Consider the following 21,043-nt stretch of genomic DNA (forward strand, 5'->3'; position numbering starts at 1 on the left):
GTACAAAGTCTGCAACAAAAATTCGTAGAGAATTTTGTTGCAGACTACTTTTTAACCAGCTCCGTGTTGGAACGAAGGATATAGAGACATCCCGCCATCTACAAAGAGTGTTGTTCCGGTTACGTATGAGGATTCATCAGAAGCTAACCAAGCGGCCGCAGCAGCTACTTGATTTGGTTTACCAATAATGCCCATAGGAACCATGCTCGTTGTTTGTTTTAACTGTTCGGGATCGGAAAATTTTTCAGCATTAATAGGTGTGTTAATCGCTCCAGGTGCAATACAGTTGGCACGAATACCATATTCCGCATATTCCAAAGCGATTGTTTTCGTGAACATTTCGGTTGCGCCTTTACTTGCCGCATAGTGGGCGAACGTTGGCCAAGGAATTCTTTGGTGAACGGAGGACATATTAATGATTGACCCTTTGATTTTTTGATCTCTAAATATTCGGAGTGCCTCTCTAGAACCCAAAAAGACACCGTTTAAATTGACATCAATGACACGTTGCCATTCTTTTAATGGCATATCAATTGTCGGAAAAGAAGCCTCCACACCGGCGTTATTTACCCAAATGTCAACATGACCAAACTCTTTTAAAGCGGTTTCAGCTAACGCTTTAATATCTTCTTCATTAGAGACATCAGCCTTCACGAATTTTACGCGGTCTGCGTGCTTGGCTTGGACATCTTCAAATTCTTTAGGCAGCTCACCGACATAGTCAGCAACAACATTCATGCCCTCTAAGATATAACGCAGAGTAATAAATAATCCTAAACCCGTAGCTGCACCAGTGACAACGGCTACTTTACCATGTAATTCTCCATACATTGATTCATTCCCCCTAAAATTACTATTAATACTTTCATGGTAGCACATGTCAATCAGCATGTTGATAAAATACGACAAACTGTCGGAAAAGTTTATGGTCTAAAGTTAGCTACTATTGTTGAAGGTCTTTAAAATAAATACTGGTCGTAGTAATCAATTCCTCTCATTTATACAGTTTTCTAAAAAAACACAAAATATCTAGGCGAAGTGGTCAAGTCCAATGGTTATTTATGAGTGAATATGCTAAAATAAAACTTGTCTTACATAAGGAAAGATTTGTTCACTAACAGTGGCGACTGTTCTCAGTAAACAGTTGCACTGGTTTATCGGGAAGGGAACAGAGCAAGTTTTACGAGACTTTCCCATGTAATAATAAAAAGCACTGAACGTCAGTGAATGAAGGAAGAAGGACATCTATGAAAACAATTATCACATTCATTATTGTCTTCGGTATTCTTGTCCTCGTACATGAATTTGGCCACTTTTATTTTGCAAAACGAGCGGGTATTTTAGTTCGTGAGTTTGCAATCGGAATGGGACCAAAGATTTTTGCGCATCGTGGAAAAGATGGCACCACTTATACGATTCGCTTATTGCCAATTGGTGGCTATGTGCGAATGGCTGGGATGGGCGAAGACATGACAGAAATCACACCAGGTATGCCTCTATCTGTTGAGTTAAATGCCGTGGGTAATGTGGTTAAAATTAATACAAGTAAAAAAGTACAATTACCTCATAGTATTCCGATGGAAGTCGTTGATTTTGATCTTGAAAAAGAATTATTCATCAAGGGCTATGTCAATGGAAACGAGGAAGAAGAAACCGTTTATAAAGTTGACCATGATGCAACGATTATTGAAAGTGATGGAACCGAGGTGCGGATTGCGCCACTTGACGTTCAATTTCAATCAGCGAAATTATCGCAACGCATTTTGACGAACTTTGCGGGACCCATGAATAACTTTATCTTAGGGTTTATTCTGTTTACGTTAGCGGTCTTTCTACAAGGAGGCGTCACTGATTTAAACACGAACCAAATTGGACAAGTGATTCCTAATGGCCCAGCCGCAGAAGCTGGGTTGAAAGAAAACGATAAAGTCTTATCGATTAATAATCAAAAAATCAAAAAATACGAAGATTTTACAACCATTGTGCAGAAGAACCCCGAAAAGCCGTTAACGTTCGTAGTTGAGCGTAACGGCAAAGAAGAGCAACTAACAGTGACACCAGAAAAACAAAAAATGGAAAAACAAACGATTGGTAAAGTCGGCGTTTATCCTTATATGAAAACCGATTTACCGTCAAAATTGATGGGCGGTATTCAGGATACTTTGAATAGTACGACACAGATTTTTAAAGCACTCGGCTCACTATTCACAGGCTTTAGCTTAAACAAACTAGGTGGGCCAGTCATGATGTTTAAATTATCGGAAGAAGCATCCAATGCTGGAGTAAGTACAGTTGTATTCTTAATGGCCATGTTGTCAATGAACTTAGGGATTATTAATTTGTTGCCGATCCCAGCTTTAGATGGCGGGAAAATTGTCTTAAACATTATTGAAGGTGTACGTGGAAAACCAATTAGTCCTGAAAAAGAAGGCATCATTACGTTAATTGGCTTTGGGTTTGTCATGGTGTTAATGGTGTTAGTTACTTGGAACGATATTCAACGCTTTTTCTTTTAAGGAGAAAGCTTAAGTAAAAAAGTGTGTAAAGAAATCAAAAATAGTTGATTTTAAAATAGAGGAGAGTTTTAATGAAACAGTCAAAAATGTTAATTCCAACGTTAAGAGAAGTACCAAATGATGCAGAAGTCTTAAGTCATCAAATTCTGTTGCGCGCAGGCTATATTCGTCAAGTCGCTGCAGGGATCTATTCTTATTTACCTTTAGCCAATCGTGTTTTAGAAAAATTAAAAACGATTATGCGAGAAGAATTTGAGAAAATTGATGCAGTTGAAATGTTAATGCCTGCGTTATTACCAGCAGAACTTTGGAAAGAATCAGGCCGTTATGAAACTTATGGACCTAACTTGTATCGCTTAAAAGATCGCAATGACCGTGACTATATCTTAGGCCCAACGCATGAAGAAACCTTCACAGAATTAATTCGTGATGAAATTAATTCTTACAAACGATTACCTTTGAATTTATACCAAATTCAAACAAAATATCGTGATGAAAAACGCCCACGTTCTGGCTTATTAAGAGGCCGTGAATTTATCATGAAAGATGGCTATTCTTTCCATGCCGATGAAGCTAGTTTAGATCAATCATACCGTGATTACGAAAAAGCTTACTCACGCATTTTTGAACGCTGTGGACTAGAATTCCGTGCCATTATTGGGGACGGTGGTGCCATGGGTGGTAAAGATTCTAAAGAATTTATGGCGATTTCTGAAATTGGGGAAGATACTATTTGTTATTCAACAGAAAGTGATTATGCTGCCAATTTAGAAATGGCAACAAGTCTTTATACGCCGAAAAAATCACATGAAACACAATTAGATTTAGAAAAAATTGCAACACCAGAAGTGGGTACAATTGCCGAAGTGGCAAACTTCTTTGAAGTTGAGCCACAACGTATTATTAAATCAGTACTATTTATTGCCGATGAAGAGCCAGTAATGGTCTTGGTTCGTGGCGATCATGATGTCAATGATGTCAAATTGAAAAACTTCTTAGGCGCTGATTTCTTAGATGAAGCAACGGAAGAAGATGCCCGCCGTGTCTTAGGAGCTGGCTTTGGTTCAATTGGTCCAGTCAATGTTTCCGAAGATGTTAAAATTTATGCAGATTTAGCCGTTCAAGATTTAGCCAACGCCATTGTTGGGGCTAACGAAGATGGCTATCATTTGACAAATGTAAATCCAGATCGTGATTTCCAACCAATTAGTTACGAAGATTTACGCTTTGTTCAAGAAGGCGATCCTTCTCCTGATGGCAATGGTGTCTTAGCCTTTACCAAAGGAATCGAAATTGGTCATATCTTCAAATTAGGAACGCGTTACAGTGATGCTATGGGCGCAACAGTTTTAGATGAAAACGGTCGTGAAAAATCAGTGATCATGGGTTGCTATGGCATCGGCGTTAGTCGTTTACTTTCAGCAATCGTTGAACAAAATGCAGACGAGCGCGGTATTAATTGGCCAACAGGAATTGCGCCATTTGATTTACACGTGGTCCAAATGAATGTGAAAGATGAGTATCAAACAAAACTATCACAAGAAGTTGAAGCAATGATGACCGAAGCGGGCTACGAAGTATTAGTTGATGACCGCAACGAGCGCGCAGGTGTAAAATTTGCTGATGCTGATTTAATTGGTTGTCCAATCCGTATCACAGTCGGGAAAAAAGCAGTCGATGGTGTGGTAGAAGTCAAAATCAAACGTACTGGTGAAATGTTGGAAGTACGCAAAGAAGAATTAGAAAGTACACTTTCTATTTTGATGAACACAACATCAGAAGCGGAATAATAATGAAAAGGGCGGACAGAATGATTAGGATAAACTGTTTCCGCCACTTATCAGCGTTTAAGCTTGAAGCAAAAATCTAAAGTGATTTTTGCTTCAAGCTCTTCTTAGCTCTTTTTAGAAAAGAAACAAGATTGTTTTTTTACAAAAAACGAGTATACTTAATAGAGAAGCGAATGCAGAGAAACCGAAAAAAGGCACTTGACAGATTTGTCTGAGGGCCTTTTTTCAATGATAGAAGGAGGTTCATTTTGTGACAGAAAAAGCACGCGATTTATTTGATAAACTGATGACGCAAATTCAGTTAGATGACACAGCGAAAGAACATCCCTTAATTCAAAATGGCCGGATTGACAAGGTCATTGTTCACCAACAAAGTCGCTTATGGGAATTTCATTTAAGTTTTGATGAATTGATGCCAGTGATGCTATATCAAACATTTATGCAACAATTGGAACTAGCTTTTCAACAAATTGCGCAGGTTTCCGTTCAAATAACCACAAATCAGACAACATTTACAGAGGAACAATTAACGGATTATTGGCAGTTGGCCTTGTTAAATAGTCAATGTAATACACCGTTAGTTCAGAAAGTCTTAAAAACACAGACACCACAATTTGAAGATCGGAAAATTATCTTACCTGTTGATAATGAAGCAGTTATTCCTTATTTGAAGCAACAATATTTACCAATTATTGAGGAACTTTATTTCTCTTACGGGTTTCCTAAATTTCATATTGAACCAAAAATGGATCAACAGCAAGCTGCAGAAGTGCTGAAAAAGTTTGAAGAGCAAAAATTAGAACAAGCCGCAGCCTTTCAACAACAAGCTGCTGAATCGCTTGTTAAACATGAACAAATGAAAAAAGAAAAACAACAACAAGCGCCTGCGTTTGATGGTCCAATTCGTTTAGGTCGGAATATTCCCAATGATGAACCCATTATGCCAATGGGAAACATACTGGAAGAAGAACGTCGGATAACGATTGAAGGCTTTATTTTTGATAAAGAAGTGCGTGAATTGCGTTCTAAACGAAAAATTTTAATTTTGAAAATAACTGATTATACTTCCTCTTTCGTGGTGAAGAAATTTTCGAATGGGGAAAAAGATGAACAAGTTTTTGATGCGATTCAACCACAAAGTTGGATTCGTGTTCGTGGTAGTGTACAAGAAGATACCTTCATGCGTGATTTAGTCATGAATGCTCAAGATTTGATGGAAGTCGCCCATGCGCCAAGAAAAGACTACGCGCCAGAAGGTGAAAAACGTGTAGAATTACACATGCATAGTAACATGAGTACAATGGATGCGACCAATAAAGTCGGTGACTTGGTGGCGCAAGCGGGGAAATGGGGGCACAAGGCCATCGCAATTACGGATCATGGCGGCGCCCAAGCGTTTCCTGATGCCCATGCTGCAGGTAAAAAAGCAGGCGTTAAAATTTTATACGGCGTGGAAGCTAATATTGTTGATGATGGTGTACCTATTGCTTACAACGAAGAACATATTGAATTAACAGATGCTACCTATGTGGTCTTTGACGTGGAAACAACGGGGCTTTCCGCTGTTTATGATACAATTATTGAATTGGCCGCTGTCAAAATGCACAAAGGAAATGTCATTGAGACTTTTGAGCAATTTATTGATCCTGGCCATCCATTATCTCAAACAACGATCAATTTAACTGGGATTACAGATGAAATGGTGCGCGGTTCAAAATCCGAAGAAGAAGTTTTACGCATGTTTAAAGAGTTTTCAGAAGGAACTATTTTAGTGGCCCACAACGCTTCTTTTGATATGGGGTTCTTAAATACAAGTTATGGCAAACATGGAATACCTGAAGCGGCTAATCCCGTCATCGATACATTAGAATTATCCAGATTCTTGTATCCACATTTCAAAAGCCATCGTCTAAATACCTTATCGAAAAAATTTGGCGTCAACTTAGAACAACATCACCGCGCCATCTATGACTCGGAATCAACGGGTCATTTGTGCTGGATTTTCTTAAAAGAAGCGAAAGAGAATCATGATATGCATTTCCATGATGATTTGAATCGTCATATTGGCGAAGGAGACTCATACAAACGAGCTCGACCTTTCCATGCAACGATTTTAGCAACAACTCAAGCAGGATTAAAAAATCTTTTTAAATTGATTTCGATGTCCAATGTAGATTATTTTTTCCGAGTACCACGGATTCCTCGTTCGCAATTATCGAAGTTAAGAGAAGGGCTTTTAATTGGTTCCGCATGTTCAAACGGCGAAATTTTTGAAGCAATGATGCAAAAAGGTGTCGAAGAAGCAAAAAATCGTGCCAAATTCTACGATTATATTGAAGTTATGCCCAAACCAGTTTACGCGCCATTAATTGAACAAGAATTGGTGAAAAATGAAGCAGATTTGGAAGAAATTATTAGTAATCTAGTGAAAATCGGTGACGAACTTGGCAAGCTGGTTGTCGCCACTGGAAATGTTCATTATTTAAATGAAGAAGATGCCATCTATCGGAAAATTTTAGTCGGGTCTATGGGCGGCGCTAATCCGTTAAATCGCCATAGTTTACCAAAGGTTCATTTCAGAACCACCGATGAAATGTTAACGGAATTTCAATTTTTAGGACAAGACGTCGCTAAGCGAATTGTAGTAGAAAATCCCAACAAAGTCGCTGATTTATGTGAAGAAGTTATTCCAGTAAAAGACGATTTGTATACGCCAAAAATTCCTGGGTCTGAACAAGAGATCACTGATTTAAGCTACAATCGTGCGCGCGAATTGTATGGCGATCCTTTACCAGAAATTGTCGAAAAACGGTTAGAAAAGGAACTGAATTCGATTAACGGGAATGGTTTCTCGGTCATTTATTTAATTTCTCAAAAACTGGTGCATAAAAGTAATGAAGATGGCTATTTAGTTGGTTCACGGGGCTCTGTCGGTTCGAGTTTTGTTGCGACAATGACAGGGATTACTGAAGTAAATCCTTTAGCGCCACATTATTATTGTCCTGAGTGTCAATATTCTGAGTTCTATGAAGATGGTTCCTATGGTTCAGGGTTTGATATGCCTGAAAAAGCCTGTCCAAAATGTGGCGCTCGATTGTTTAAAGATGGTCACGATATTCCTTTTGAAACGTTCTTAGGGTTCCATGGCGACAAAGTTCCCGATATCGATTTGAACTTTTCTGGCGATTATCAAGCCGAAGCCCATAACTACACGAAAGTTCTTTTTGGTGAAGAATATGTCTACCGGGCAGGAACCATTGGTACAGTTGCCGACAAAACAGCGTATGGCTTTGTTAAAGGATATGAAAGAGATCATAATTTACATTTGCGTGGTGCTGAAATTGATCGCTTAGCCAAAGGTTCAACAGGGGTTAAACGGACGACTGGGCAGCATCCTGGCGGTATTATTGTAATTCCTGATTACATGGATGTTTATGACTTTACGCCAATTCAATACCCTGCTGATGATCAAGAGGCAGAATGGAAAACGACGCACTTTGATTTCCATTCCATTCACGATAATATTTTAAAACTTGATATTCTAGGACATGATGATCCAACCGTGATTCGGATGTTACAAGATTTATCTGGGATTGAGCCAAAAACCATCCCAACAGACGATCCAGAAGTGATGCGTATTTTTGAAGGACCTGATGTTCTAGGTGTGGATGCAGAGCAAATTTATTCTAAAACAGGAACGTTAGGAATTCCTGAATTTGGAACACGTTTCGTTCGAGGCATGTTAGAGCAGACCCATCCATCAACTTTTGCAGAATTACTTCAAATTTCTGGACTGTCTCACGGAACCGATGTGTGGCTAGGGAATGCAGAAGAATTGATTCGTCGTGGCGAAGCCAATCTTGCTGAAGTAATTGGTTGTCGGGATGATATCATGGTATATTTAATTCATGCTGGTTTGGATAGTGGGATGGCCTTTAAGATTATGGAAACGGTTCGTAAAGGACAATGGAATAAGATTCCTGATGAACTACGGGATACGTATTTAAATGCGATGAAAGAAAACAACGTCCCTGACTGGTATATTGATTCTTGTTCTAAAATTAAATATATGTTCCCGAAAGCCCATGCGGCAGCATACGTATTAATGGCGTTGCGGGTCGCTTACTTTAAAGTTTATTTCCCAATCTTATATTATTGTGCGTTTTTCTCCGTTCGGGCGGATGACTTTGACTTAGTGGCAATGTCACAAGGGAAAGAAGCTGTGAAAGCACGAATGAAAGAAATTACGGACAAAGGGATGGACGCCTCCACTAAAGAGAAGAACTTATTAACGGTTTTAGAATTATGTAATGAAATGCTGGAACGAGGCTATAAATTTGGCATGATTGATTTGTACAAATCAGATGCTGAAAATTTTGTGATTGAAGGGGATACCTTGATTGCACCTTTCCGAGCAGTGCCAAGTTTAGGCCTCAACGTAGCGAAAGCCATTGTTGCTGCGCGAGAAGAGCAACCGTTCTTATCGAAAGAAGATTTGGCAACACGAGGCAAAGTTTCTAAAACGTTAATTGAATACATGAATGAAAATGGTGTCTTAAAAGACTTGCCAGATGAAAACCAATTATCATTATTTGATATGTTATAAAAGAAAAATCTCTTAGAAAAAGGCTGGTGAAGCAACTTATTCACCGGCCTTTTTTAGTCATCAAATAAATTAGAAAATCATTGCTAGAAGCGTTTTAATTACTTATTAAAAAGCCATCTTTATTTAATTATGTTGAGCTTGTGCATAAAAAGTAAAATGCTTATGATAAATGAAGAGCTTTATTTTTTTTAATAAGAAAGGAATTGGTTATATGGACAAAAAGCAATTACGATGGTTTACCGTCGGGTTAATTGCCTTTAACATGGTCTGGGGTCTTGGAAATGTTGTGAATAATTATGCACAACAAGGGATTTCAGTGGTCACTTCATGGCTTTTGATTTTAGTTTTATATTTTATTCCCTATGCGTTAATCGTAGGACAATTAGGTTCAACATTTAAAGACAGCAATGGTGGGGTTAGTTCGTGGGTGCAAAACACCAGTACTAAACGTCTAGCCTATTATGCAGCATGGACTTATTGGGTAGTGCACATTCCTTACTTGGCACAAAAACCACAAGCAATTTTAATTGCCTTAGGTTGGGCAGTTCAAGGGAATGGAAACCTAGTCAATACGATGCCAATCGTAACGGTATCATTTATTTCATTAATAATTTTCTTGGTTTTCTTGTTATTATCAACAAAAGGGTTAACCACCTTAAAAGTTATTGGTGGTTTAGCTGGAACCGCCATGTTTGTGATGTCTATTTTATTCATTTTATTAGCGGTAGGCGCACCATTTATTAATTCAACGGTTGAATTTGCGACGCCAAACATGTCACAAGTCAGCACCTACATTCCTAAATTTGATTTTAGTTATTTTACAACCGTATCAATGTTAGTTTTTGCGGTAGGTGGCGCTGAAAAAATTTCTCCTTACGTAAATGCAACTAAAAATCCAGCCAAAGAGTTCCCTAAAGGAATGATTTTCCTAGCGGCAATGGTTGGTTTATCGGCTGTTTTAGGTTCATTTGCAATGGGCATGTTATTCTCAAGTGACAATATTCCTAAAGATTTAATGGCAAATGGTGCCTACAGTGCCTTCCAAAAATTAGGCGCATATTATGGTGTCGGTAATCTCTTAATGATTGTTTATGCTTTGACGAATACAGTGGGTCAAGTGGCTGCGTTAGCCTTTTCAATTGATGCTCCACTGAAAATTCTTTTAGCTGAAGCAGATCCAGAATTTGTTCCAAGTTGGTTACGTAAACGTACGAAAAAAGGTACGTTAATTAATGGTTACTTATTAACAGGTATTTTAGTAAGTATTATTATCGCTTTACCGATGTTTGGGTTGAAGGACATGAACGAAGTGGTTAAATGGCTAACTAACTTAAATTCTGTAGTTATGCCAATGCGTTACTTGTGGGTCTTCTTTGCCTATATGCTTCTAAACAAAGCATACAAACAATTTAATTCAGAATATAAATTTGTTAAAAATCCTAAAATTGGTTTTGTGTTTGGTCTTTGGTGTTTCCTATTTACAGCCTTTGCTTGTATCCTAGGAATGGTGCCTAAATTTGAGTATGCCTCAGACCCTCAAGGCTGGTTGTTCCAATTAGCTTCTAACATTGTGACACCAATCGTCTTAATTCTATTAGGAATGATTTTACCAGCAATTGCACGTCGCGAGAAAAAAGACACGATTTTGCCAATTGATTCAGCAGAATAAATGGTTGCATGTTTCAAGGATAAAATAGTCAGTTTAAGTATTTTGCGTGAGATAAATGGTCAATAGGACTGTTTATCTCACGTTTTTTTCTGTCGATTTTTCTCTAAAATTTCTATTGTCTCTTAAAAATATGAGAAAATCAGAAGAATTTCTCCTGTATACTAAAGGTATCTATCATTAAAAAATGGTTATTAACGGAGAAAAAGGAAGTGAACCTCATGACTAAAACACTTGAAACACAACCAGAAGAGAAAACGGTCTTTCTTTGTAAAGAAACGAATCCAGATTTTTTAGGACGAGAAATTTATGCGGATAATGTTGAAACACCGTATAATTTTTACTTAATTCGCAAGCTTTATTTAGCGAAAGAGTACCAAAATTTAGCAGAAGGGGAACAATTTTTTGAGGCTTTATGTGAAAGTTGGGATGAATCAGAACAGTTTGAAGAGTTAATTGTTAAAAAGATTTATGTCTATGTTGAAACGGAGTTAATGTACTACACTGTTTATTTTGGAAGCTTTGAGCCGACCACTCGTGACTTACGATTCGCATTGAAACAATGGATGTATGAAATACCGACAACTAAAAATAAAAAAACAGTCCGTATGAATGAAACCAATGTGCAAGTAGTGCCGCAAGAAAATCAATTAACGGAATTAGCTGGTGAAATTGCTGTCTTACGTGAAATGTTGACACTTTTAAAAGAAAATTTAGCCTCCTTAAATGAAGCCGTTAATCAAACGAGAAATCCCGTCATTTCTAGACAAATAAAAACGATCCATTTGAAAAGAGCTTCTCCTGTGATAGCCGCAGAACAGGCATCGCTGAAAGTATCAGAGGATACTAATCTGGAACAACCAGACGTCAATCTATCGCCTGATAATCTGGAAAATCAAGAAGGTGAAACAACTGTAGCAACAAGTGAAGCAGTGCTTCCCGTTAACAAACTAGTACTTGAAGAACCAGCGAAAGAACCAGTGTTATCTGAACCAGCGCCAATTAAAGAAGCACAGCCAGAAAAAAAACAAGAAAACCAGCAGAGTACCGCGGCAAAACCTTTATTTACTTTTCCACAAGAAACAGAAAAAAGCTCGCTAAATTCAGTAAATAAGTCTGCCGAAAAAGAAGAGGAGCAGAAGCCAGAAAAAGAAGCTGTCTCTATGGAAAGTGAGAAAGAAAATTCATCAAGTCGGACAATTCCTGCAGACTTTCAACGACAATTGGACGAATTAGAAGAGGAAATTTATCGTCGCTTTATGAGTCGCCAGTTAGAGGATACTGATGGAAATCAAGCAGTACCGAAAATAACGATTGAAAAAAGACAGTTAGAAGCACAAATGTTTGAAGCAAAAGCATTCTCACAATCATTTAAACAAGTTCAAAAGAAAAAGGCAGGAGACGTGCGAATTTGCAATCAGTTAAGTTGTATGAAATTAGAAAAAGGATTAGATAAATTTTTAGACGAAGTTACAGAATATGTTGAAAAGCGGACACTATTTAATAAAAAGGTTCGTTGTCCGCTACCAGTAATCAGAGAATTGGAAGGCTATGGGCAATTAAACCAGTATATGCAGAAAATCCTTGACTGTTATTAATCGTTTATTTAGGAGAAGGTAAGACAAAACCGTTCAGTTTATCAGCTTTTAAGCCTGAAACAAAAATCACTTTGGATTTTTGTTTCAGGCTCTTTCTTATTATTTCTGGAAAAGATTTCAAGAGAATTTTTGAAATACTAGTGAAAATCCTATAAATTGTAGTATAATTTTCAAAGATGAATGAAAGGCGTGAAGTCATTGAAAGACAAACAAGTGTATGCAGTAGTTGACCTTGAAACGACTGGAACAGATCCTACAAGTGATCGGATCATTCAGTTTGGATGCGTTCTCGTTCAAGATGGAAAGATTATTGCGAACTTTGCGACAGATGTGAATCCCAATCAAGTAGTACCAAAACAAATTCAAAGTTTAACGGGGATTAGTAATACGCAAGTTCAAAAAGCGCCTTATTTTGAAGATGTAGCACATACAATTTATCATTATCTGGAAGATACTATTTTTGTGGCGCATAACGTCCACTTTGATTATAATTTTTTAGCTCGTGAACTGGTACGGTGTGGCACGCCGCCACTTACCATTCCAGCCATTGATACAGTGGAATTGGCACAGATTTTTTTACCGACAGAAAAAAGTTTCCGTTTAAGTGATTTGTCGGAAAGCTTAGGTTTGTCTCATGAGAATCCCCATCAAGCAGATAGTGATGCGCAGGTTACAGCCGAACTTTTGTTATTAATTCAAGAAAAAATGAAATCTTTACCATTAGTCACTATGGAAAAAATTGCGGAATTAAGTCAACAGACAGCGCGGGAAACCAGTGCCTTTATTCAACAAACGTATGAACAAATGAAAAAACAAGTCACACCATTAAATCCAGCTTATCAAGTGGTCAGTGGCATTGCTTTACGCAAAAAAGAAGTTCCTCTTTTTGAAGAAACGTTCTATCAGACTAGCACGTATCCCAAAACTAAAAAAGCCAAAGAAAAACTGTTTGGCGAACGTTTCGCTTATCGTGCGGAACAGAGTCGGATGATGAATTTAGTCTATGATCATTTTACAGAAGGAACGACAAAAGATTTATTTATTGAAGCAGCGACTGGAACGGGAAAAACATTAGGCTATCTGTTGCCGATGAGCTATTTAGCAACGCCAGAAAAACCAGTCATCATTTCAACAGTTTCGATTGTTTTACAAAATCAATTAGTGGAAAAAGATTTACCATTAGCCAATCAAATCTGCCAAGGGAAATTACGAGGCATTGTTATTAAAAGCCATCGACACTATCTTGATTTACAACGCTTTAAGGCAACGTTGAATCAGCCAACTCCGCAAAAACAATACGCTCTTTATCAAATGGGCGTTCTCGTCTGGTTGCTAGAAACAGAAACGGGCGATTTAGATGAACTACAATTGACGAATTTAAATCATTTATTCTGGAAAGAAGTTACACATCGCGGATTGGATTTTCTTTCAAAAAAAGATGAACTTTATGAAGTTGACTTTTTAAGACATCTGTATAAAAAAGTCGCTCAAAGTAACGTGTTGATTGTTAATCATGCATTTTTGGCGCAAGAGTCGCTAAGAAAACAACCGTTATTACCTGAAAGTCCGTGGCTAATTATTGATGAAGCACATCATTTACCAGACATCGCTAGTCGGATGGCAAGCGAACGAGTAAACAGTGTGATACTAAAAAAACAAGTCACGCATTTTATTGAAAAAGAACAACTTTTTGTTGCTTTACAGCAAATTTTTCAACAGTTTTCTGAAGAGCAGCGGTTTGTAAAAATTTATCAGCAAGGTTTACTGGATTTTGTGGATGAATGGCAAGATTTTCTTTTTGAATTGCATCGTTTATTTAGTAAAACACAGAAGCGAATAGACCATCAGGAGTTGCTTTTAACCAAAGAACGTATTGATTATTTATCTGCTGCGGGAGAAAAACATAGTCAAACGCTCCAGCTTTTACTGCAGGAGCTGTTAACTATTCAAAGTAAGTTACAGCAAACAATTATGAGTCAGTTGGAAACCTTTAGTTTGGCTGATCGCATCGTTTTTGTTCGCTTGTTTCAATTTTTTGATGAAATTGAACGTATTCATCACTGTTTTACCATTTATCTTGATGATTGGCGTCCACGTTGGGTAAAAGAATATTTACCACAAAATGAAGACCATGGCTTGATTGAAATTCATGACTTAGAAGCTAGTTTGCTTCCTGAAACAAAGTGGTATCCGCGGTATGAACGAATTATTTATACAAGCGGCACATTGAAGTTTGGCAACAATAAAAAGTATTTACCGCAACGGTTAGGTTTAACAGAGGTGACGTTCAAAACCCTGCCAACGCCATATAACTATGCAGAAAATGCGCGAGTCTATGTACCGGAAGAAGCAGTAGCCATTCAAAATGCCTCTTCCTATGAAATGGGTCAATACATTTCAGATACCATTGAAAAATTGATGGCGCAAGAGGAACGTTCGATGTTGGTTCTTTTTACTTCGCATGAATTATTGTCCACCGTGTATCATCAAGTCCAGCCAAGATTATTGGAAAAAGGACAAGAGGTCCTCGCCCAAGGGATTAGCGGCAGTCGTGAAAAAATTCTTAAACGGTTCTCTAATGGAAAACCAAATGTTTTGCTAGGAGCCGATAGCTTTTGGGAAGGTGTGGACTTACCAGGAACAGCTTTACAGTTATTGATCGTCACGCGTTTACCTTTTGAAAACCCGAAACGACCACTTGTGCAAGCAAAATATGCGTATTTAGAAGCAGAAGGGATACAACCATTTGCTCAAGAAGCGGTACCGAAAGCAGCCTTACGTTTGCGACAAGCACTGGGCCGTCTAATCCGTTCTGAAGAAGACAGAGGGGCATTGCTAATTCTGGATCGTCGTTTAGTCACTGCAAAATATGGCAAACGATTAATCAAAGCGTTTCCCAAGGGACTCTCAGTAAAAGAAGCGCCCATGCCTGAAATTTTAGAAGAATTAAAGGAATTTTTAAACAAATAATCGATTATTTTTAGGTCATATTTGTGAAAGGCCGCTATTTTTCTGCTATAATAAGACCCAGTAAGTTTAGAGAGGATGGAAGGATTTTTGGAGGAATTAGAAGAAAAGAAAGAGAAGAAACGGATTACTGTCCTTTTAACCCTATTGGCAATCCTTTTAGCAATTCTTGTAACAATAATTATCTTTTTTGTACGAACCAATCAACCAATGGCTCAAGCCAAAAAAGAAGCAACCGCAATTGCCAAAACTTCTGCTAATTTAGAAACAGTTGATAAATTTTACTGGTTTACACGCAAAAATACGTATTTTACTTTAACCGGCAAAAATGATAAAGGCACAGATATTGTCGTGATTGTCCCTAAATCGGGAGAAAAAGTCACGGTCTTAAATCAAAAAGATGGTCAAACTGAACAACAAATAACAGACATTGTTGCTAAAGCCCATCCCGATGAATCGGTGATGAAAGCTACGTTAGGGCTTTATGATAAGCGCCCTGCATGGGAAGTGGTCACCGAAAATGATCAAGGAGTACTAACGTATTATCTTATGAGCTTTGATAAAGGCGAAGAGATTAACGTTGTCAAAGATATTTAATTTAGATAGGTTTTGATGAAAGTGGGAGTGAAAGGTGTATGAACGTATCAAATCGAGCACAGCAATTGACTCCTTCTGTTACATTAGCAGCTGCCGCCAAAGCGAAAGCATTAAAAGCAAAAGGTGTAGATGTTTTAAGCTTAACGGTTGGGGAACCAGATTTTGTAACCCCGAAAAATATTCAAAAAGCAGCAATTGCTTCAATTGAGGATGGAAGAGCAAGTTATTACACACCTTCTGGCGGCATTCCTGAATTAAAGCAAGCAATTGTCTCTTATGTGGAACGAGAATATCAACTTCGTTATCAACCCAAGCAAGTTATTGTGACAGATGGTGCCAAATATGCGCTGTATCTATTATTTCAAGCCATTTTGAACGTTGGGGACGAAGTGATTATCCCTGTCCCTTATTGGGTAAGTTATGGTGAACAAGTCAAGTTAGCAGAAGGCAAGCCAGTATTTGTATCAAGCACGCAAGAGCAATCATTTAAAGTGTCAGTCGCACAATTAGAAGCTGTACGAACGGACAAAACAAAAGCAATCATTTTAAATTCACCATCTAACCCAACTGGTGTTATTTATACGGAAGAAGAATTACGCCAAATTGGTGAATGGGCAGTTGCTCATAATATCCTCATTATTGCAGATGATATTTATGGTCGTTTGGTGTACAATGGACATCGGTTCACACCAATTGCAACCATCTCAGAAGCAATTCGTCAACAGACAATCATTATTAATGGTGTTTCCAAAACATATGCAATGACAGGCTGGCGCATTGGTTTTGCAGTCGGTGATGAAAAAATTATTCAAGCAATGACACAACTCGCTTCACAATCCACCAGTAATCCAGTCGCGGTTAGCCAATATGCGGCAATTGAGGCTTTAACAGGTGAACAGTCGACAGTTGAAGACATGCGTCAGGCCTTTGAAAAACGCCTGAATCATATCTATCCAAAAGTAGCAGCTTTGCCAGGCGTTTCGCTAATAAAACCTGAAGGCGCCTTTTATCTATTCCCGAATGTCAAAAAAACGTTAGAAATTTGTGGGTATGATAACGTGACTAACTGGGTGGAAGATTTATTACAAGAAGCGCATGTTGCTCTGGTAACGGGAGAGGGCTTTGGTGCACCAGAACATGTGCGGATGAGCTATGCGACAGATTTAATGACGTTAGAAAAAGCGATTGAGCGAATGAACGACTTTATAGAAAAGAAACGAATTCAGCACAACGCCTAAAAGAATAAACTAAGAAATGAACGGAGAGACAAACGTGGAACAAATTCAAATTATTGATTCAAACAAACATGTTGGAGAAACAGTAAAAATTGGCGCTTGGATTGCTAACAAACGCTCAAGCGGAAAAATTGCCTTTTTACAATTACGTGACGGGACAGCCTTTTTCCAAGGTGTCGTGTTCAAACCAAACTTCATTGAAGCCTTTGGTGAAGAAGCTGGTACAGAAAAATTCCAAGAAATTAAACATTTATCACAAGAAACAGCAGTCATGGTTACTGGTGTTATCAAAGAGGATAGCCGTTCTAAGTTCGGCTATGAAATGGATATCACTGATTTAGAAGTCGTTGGCGCTTCAGAAGATTACCCAATTACGCCGAAAGAACACGGTACAGATTTCTTAATGGATCATCGTCATTTATGGTTACGTTCAAGCAAACAACATGCAATCATGTTAGTTCGTAACGAAATTATTCGTGCTACTTACGAGTTCTTTAACGAACAAGGATTCATTAAAATTGATAGCCCAATTTTAACAGGATCAGCACCAGAAGGCACAACAGAATTATTTGAAACAGATTACTTCGGACAACCAGCATTCTTATCACAAACAGGTCAATTATATGCAGAAGCTGGTGCGATGGCATTTGGAAAAGTCTTTACTTTTGGACCAACCTTCCGTGCGGAAAAATCCAAAACTCGTCGTCACTTAACGGAATTCTGGATGATTGAACCAGAAATGGCATACACAACTCATGAAGAATCACTAGATATTCAAGAAGCCTACGTAAAGCATTTAATTAAATCGGTATTGAAAAATCAACAATATCCATTGGATGTTTTAGAACGTGATACAGCTTTACTGGAAAAATATGTTTCGGAACCATTCAAACGTATTACTTACGATGATGCGATTGAGTTATTACAAAAAGAAGAAGCAAACAATGATTATGATCACATTGAATGGGGCGAAGACTTTGGTAGCCCACATGAAACCTTTATTTCAAATTACTATGGCGTTCCAACATTCATTTTAAATTATCCAAAAGCAATTAAAGCCTTCTATATGAAACCACATCCAACACGTGAAGATGTTGTAATTTGTGCCGATTTAATTGCACCAGAAGGTTATGGTGAAATTATCGGTGGTTCAGAGCGTGCAACTGATTATGATTATTTGAAAGAAAAAGTAGCTGAGTTTGGCTTATCTGAAGAAGAATACAGCTGGTATTTAGATTTACGTAAATACGGTTCTGTGCCACATTCTGGCTTCGGATTAGGTTTAGAACGTGCTGTTACGTTCATTACTGGTAATGAACATATTCGTGAAGCGATTCCGTTCCCACGTATGTTAAACCGTATTTATCCATAGAGAAAAATGGAAACTGGAAGTTTAAGCGTTTAGCTTGAACTTCCAGTTTTATTTGATGCGATAAAGCTTAAATTGATATTCACCAATTAGTAATGTTAAGGGAGTAAAAAAGATGGTTTTCTTTGGTTTTTTATTTATTTTTCTGCTTTCGGTAATTTTATTTGTCTCTGATCGCTATACAATGAAATACGTTTTATGGATTATTTTAGCTGTAACATGGAAAAATTTATTCATATTTAAACTAATTAGCTATTCTATAAATGATAGTGGATTTTTTTATCTGATATATGACATTTTGGTTGTACCGTTATTTTTTATAATGACAGGTGTGGTTCTTTTAATCGAAAGTTTCTACAAAAAAACACGCTCATTTATTCCAGAGGCACTTTTGGTTTTGACTTTTGCGTTGTTAGGGAGTAGTTATGGAGAAACAGTGTTAAGTGAAGTAACGCCTAGTTGGTTAATGATTCAGTTGATCGTAGTGGTCTATTTTTGTTATTTATTGTTACAAAACTTAACTGAGAAGAAGTAGGAAAGAAAGAGAAAAACTGAATTAAGCTTTTATTATTAAAGGAGGTGAACAGAAGCGATGATCAGTACACATCTATTTGCCTATGAAGATATAATTGGTAGCCTGTTGGCTTTCCTAGGACTGTTATATGCCATCAGGACGGAAAGTATCATTAGATATTTTGTATTGACTATTGTTGCAATTATCTGGATCAATCCAGTCTTATTTAAGAATTACATAGTTGTCTTATCGAACATATTTTTACAATTTATGTTTATTCCGTTATTTTTATTATCACTGTCAATCATTTTTTTGACAGAAAAAGAGAATAGATTATTTTGTATACCAATTATTTTTTTAGTATTTCTTGTCTTTTCACAAGCTACTTGGCTTTATGAGTATAATACAGAGTTAAGAGTTAGTGCAGTATTTATGATACTGTTAGGGATATATCTCAAACTAGTAAAAATAATTAAGCAGTAAAACAAAAAACAGAAGGTTAAACTACCTTCTGTTTTTTGATTTCCTTACGCCTGCCATAATTTTTGCATCTGGTCCAAAATATCAATGACTTCTGTCGTGAAAAATAAGGAGCGGTTGGGTTGTGTACCTTTGATTGCTTCAACCATATTGTAGATTTCGTAATTCATGGCTTCAGCTGAATACCCAGAAACGATGGTCTCAACCGTACCGTCGTTGTAGTGAACAATCGCTTCATCTGCGCGTGGATAATCTGTAATGGTAATATAGGCATCTTCAAAAGCAACAATTCCTTGCTTTGGCATTTTTGCTTGGAATGTTAATGAAATAGTAGCCAACTCATTTTCTTTATTCCGAAGCAATGTCACCGATTGTTCATCAACGCCAGTAGAGAAGGGAACCATGCTAGAAGCTAAAACGTCTGGCTGTGAGCTGAGAAACCAACGAGCAAACGAAACCGCATAAGTACCAATATCTAACAATGCGCCGCCTGCTAAGTCAGGATTAAAAAAGCGATTTTTAGGATCGGGTTCTTTGTAACTTCCAAATGGTGCTTGAATCATTTTTAACTGACCAAATTTGCCAGCATCCATCAAGCGACGTAATTCGTCGTATAGTGGCATGTTAAAAATAGTCATGGCTTCTGCTAAAATAAGGTCATTTTTTTCTGCAACTGCCAAGGCTTGTTTTAATTCTGCCGCGTTCATCGTAATAGCTTTTTCACACAACACATGTTTTCCGGCCTGGAGCGCTTTTAAAATGTGTTCAGCATGTTGTTTATTTGGCACTGCTATATAGACAACATCGATTGTTTCATCTGCTAGCAATTCTTCATAAGAACCATAGGCTTTAGGGATTGAATAATCAGCGGCAAATTGTTCTGCTTTAGACAATGTCCGTGAAGCAACAGCTGCAAGTTGGCTAGTTTCTTGTTTAAACGTTGAAGCAAATTCGTGGGCAATCCCACCTAATCCTACGATGCCCCATTGATATAATTTTTTTGTCAAAAGAAGTCCTCCTAATCTATGCAATTTCTTCAAATCTACTTCATTATTTATTATACTGTAAACAAGAGAAATTAGAAAACAAGGACAATTTTGTAAATATGATAAAATCCAGAGATAAAAAGATGCTTTTTTTAGAGAATTTCAGTAAAATAGAAAATGGAGGCGAATGATTATGCATCAAGTTTATGTAGATATTATTGTTGACGCAATTATTGAACAGTACCAAACAGAAGAAAATTTTTACTCCGCTTATCAAATTCAAGCAGCCGATTGGCAAGCTTGGAAAGAAGGCCAATTTGGTTTGGACAATGAAGTCATGCAAAAAATTAAGAATTTATTTACGGATTATGAGTGGATGCTGACTCAAAAAATACTCCGCCAAACCATCTTATTTCCGGAAAAACGTAACCTAGCTGTTTCGGAATATAAACGGTTAAAAACAACAATTGCCAAAAAATGGTTACAATCTGATTTGGGCGTTGTAGAATTGATTCCTAACAATAAACAGGAACAAGAAATTGCTGCTGGTTATATTGATTTGAAAGTGACGCTGGCCTATGGCGAATGGGGTTTTGATGATATTATTACATTCCGGTTACCAGCTACGATTCAACGACAATTGGAAGGTTCAAAAGTTGAATTATTAGATTGGGTCAATGAAAATCTGATGGATACTTACGTAGGTGAATAACGAATAG

General features: G+C 37.5%; 13 protein-coding genes. 11 read left to right on the forward strand and 2 right to left on the reverse strand.

Annotated elements, in window-relative coordinates:
• Positions 1-51: 51 nt before the first annotated feature.
• Positions 52-831 (reverse strand): SDR family oxidoreductase, encoded by a 780-nt coding sequence (locus tag IGI97_RS04960; RefSeq protein WP_002359767.1) that lies wholly within the window; start codon positions 829-831, stop codon positions 52-54.
• 416 nt (positions 832-1,247) lie between these two features.
• On the opposite strand from IGI97_RS04960, the gene rseP reads away from it, so the two are divergent.
• The 10 genes from rseP (at position 1,248) to IGI97_RS05010 (ending at position 18,879) form a co-directional block, all read left to right on the forward strand.
• Positions 1,248-2,516, forward strand: coding sequence for an RIP metalloprotease RseP (gene rseP / locus IGI97_RS04965; protein ID WP_343440902.1), 1,269 nt, complete (start codon positions 1,248-1,250; stop codon positions 2,514-2,516).
• Positions 2,517-2,587: 71 nt separating this feature from the next.
• Entirely contained in the window at positions 2,588-4,306 is a 1,719-nt protein-coding gene (locus IGI97_RS04970) for a proline--tRNA ligase (protein ID WP_002356780.1), read from the forward strand.
• A gap of 250 nt (positions 4,307-4,556) precedes the next feature.
• Positions 4,557-8,912: a PolC-type DNA polymerase III gene (locus IGI97_RS04975; protein ID WP_002381593.1), complete on the forward strand. Its 4,356-nt coding sequence runs from the start codon at positions 4,557-4,559 to the stop codon at positions 8,910-8,912.
• Between the two features lie 211 nt (positions 8,913-9,123).
• Positions 9,124-10,581 (forward strand): amino acid permease, encoded by a 1,458-nt coding sequence (locus IGI97_RS04980; RefSeq protein ID WP_002356790.1) that lies wholly within the window; start codon positions 9,124-9,126, stop codon positions 10,579-10,581.
• A gap of 218 nt (positions 10,582-10,799) precedes the next feature.
• Positions 10,800-12,176, forward strand: coding sequence for a hypothetical protein (locus IGI97_RS04985; RefSeq protein WP_047649021.1), 1,377 nt, complete (start codon positions 10,800-10,802; stop codon positions 12,174-12,176).
• A 180-nt stretch (positions 12,177-12,356) separates the two neighbouring features.
• The gene (locus tag IGI97_RS04990; RefSeq protein WP_002407157.1) at positions 12,357-15,146 is read left to right on the forward strand and encodes an ATP-dependent DNA helicase DinG; all 2,790 of its coding nucleotides are present in this window, start codon (positions 12,357-12,359) and stop codon (positions 15,144-15,146) included.
• A 75-nt stretch (positions 15,147-15,221) separates the two neighbouring features.
• On the forward strand, positions 15,222-15,740 hold the full coding sequence (locus IGI97_RS04995; RefSeq protein WP_202577122.1) for a cell wall elongation regulator TseB-like domain-containing protein: 519 nt from the start codon (positions 15,222-15,224) through the stop codon (positions 15,738-15,740).
• Positions 15,741-15,778: 38 nt separating this feature from the next.
• On the forward strand, positions 15,779-16,978 hold the full coding sequence (locus tag IGI97_RS05000; RefSeq protein ID WP_002359774.1) for a pyridoxal phosphate-dependent aminotransferase: 1,200 nt from the start codon (positions 15,779-15,781) through the stop codon (positions 16,976-16,978).
• Positions 16,979-16,994: 16 nt separating this feature from the next.
• Positions 16,995-18,347 (forward strand): asparagine--tRNA ligase, encoded by a 1,353-nt coding sequence (asnS, locus tag IGI97_RS05005; RefSeq protein ID WP_002376912.1) that lies wholly within the window; start codon positions 16,995-16,997, stop codon positions 18,345-18,347.
• A 112-nt stretch (positions 18,348-18,459) separates the two neighbouring features.
• The gene (locus IGI97_RS05010) at positions 18,460-18,879 is read left to right on the forward strand and encodes a hypothetical protein (protein WP_002367000.1); all 420 of its coding nucleotides are present in this window, start codon (positions 18,460-18,462) and stop codon (positions 18,877-18,879) included.
• Positions 18,880-19,385: 506 nt separating this feature from the next.
• Here IGI97_RS05010 and IGI97_RS05015 read toward each other — a convergent pair.
• A complete protein-coding gene (locus IGI97_RS05015; protein ID WP_002389962.1) occupies positions 19,386-20,345 on the reverse strand; it encodes a Gfo/Idh/MocA family protein in 960 nt (319 codons plus the stop codon).
• A 166-nt stretch (positions 20,346-20,511) separates the two neighbouring features.
• On the opposite strand from IGI97_RS05015, the gene IGI97_RS05020 reads away from it, so the two are divergent.
• Complete coding sequence (locus IGI97_RS05020) at positions 20,512-21,036, forward strand: hypothetical protein (RefSeq protein WP_002382789.1); 525 nt, start codon at positions 20,512-20,514, stop codon at positions 21,034-21,036.
• Positions 21,037-21,043: the final 7 nt, after the last annotated feature.

Source organism: Enterococcus sp. DIV2419, from assembly GCF_051711865.1.
GTDB lineage: Bacteria > Bacillota > Bacilli > Lactobacillales > Enterococcaceae > Enterococcus > Enterococcus faecalis.

What these genes read in the sequence shown, in the direction of transcription:
- IGI97_RS04960 (WP_002359767.1), bottom strand. Translation starts at nt 831, where the DNA reads ATGTATGGAGAATTACATGGTAAAGTAGCCGTTGTCACTGGTGCAGCT.
- rseP (WP_343440902.1), top strand. Translation starts at nt 1,248, where the DNA reads ATGAAAACAATTATCACATTCATTATTGTCTTCGGTATTCTTGTCCTC.
- IGI97_RS04970 (WP_002356780.1), top strand. Translation starts at nt 2,588, where the DNA reads ATGAAACAGTCAAAAATGTTAATTCCAACGTTAAGAGAAGTACCAAAT.
- IGI97_RS04980 (WP_002356790.1), top strand. Translation starts at nt 9,124, where the DNA reads ATGGACAAAAAGCAATTACGATGGTTTACCGTCGGGTTAATTGCCTTT.
- IGI97_RS04985 (WP_047649021.1), top strand. Translation starts at nt 10,800, where the DNA reads ATGACTAAAACACTTGAAACACAACCAGAAGAGAAAACGGTCTTTCTT.
- IGI97_RS04990 (WP_002407157.1), top strand. Translation starts at nt 12,357, where the DNA reads ATGAAAGGCGTGAAGTCATTGAAAGACAAACAAGTGTATGCAGTAGTT.
- IGI97_RS04995 (WP_202577122.1), top strand. Translation starts at nt 15,222, where the DNA reads ATGGAAGGATTTTTGGAGGAATTAGAAGAAAAGAAAGAGAAGAAACGG.
- IGI97_RS05000 (WP_002359774.1), top strand. Translation starts at nt 15,779, where the DNA reads ATGAACGTATCAAATCGAGCACAGCAATTGACTCCTTCTGTTACATTA.
- asnS (WP_002376912.1), top strand. Translation starts at nt 16,995, where the DNA reads ATGAACGGAGAGACAAACGTGGAACAAATTCAAATTATTGATTCAAAC.
- IGI97_RS05010 (WP_002367000.1), top strand. Translation starts at nt 18,460, where the DNA reads ATGGTTTTCTTTGGTTTTTTATTTATTTTTCTGCTTTCGGTAATTTTA.
- IGI97_RS05020 (WP_002382789.1), top strand. Translation starts at nt 20,512, where the DNA reads ATGATTATGCATCAAGTTTATGTAGATATTATTGTTGACGCAATTATT.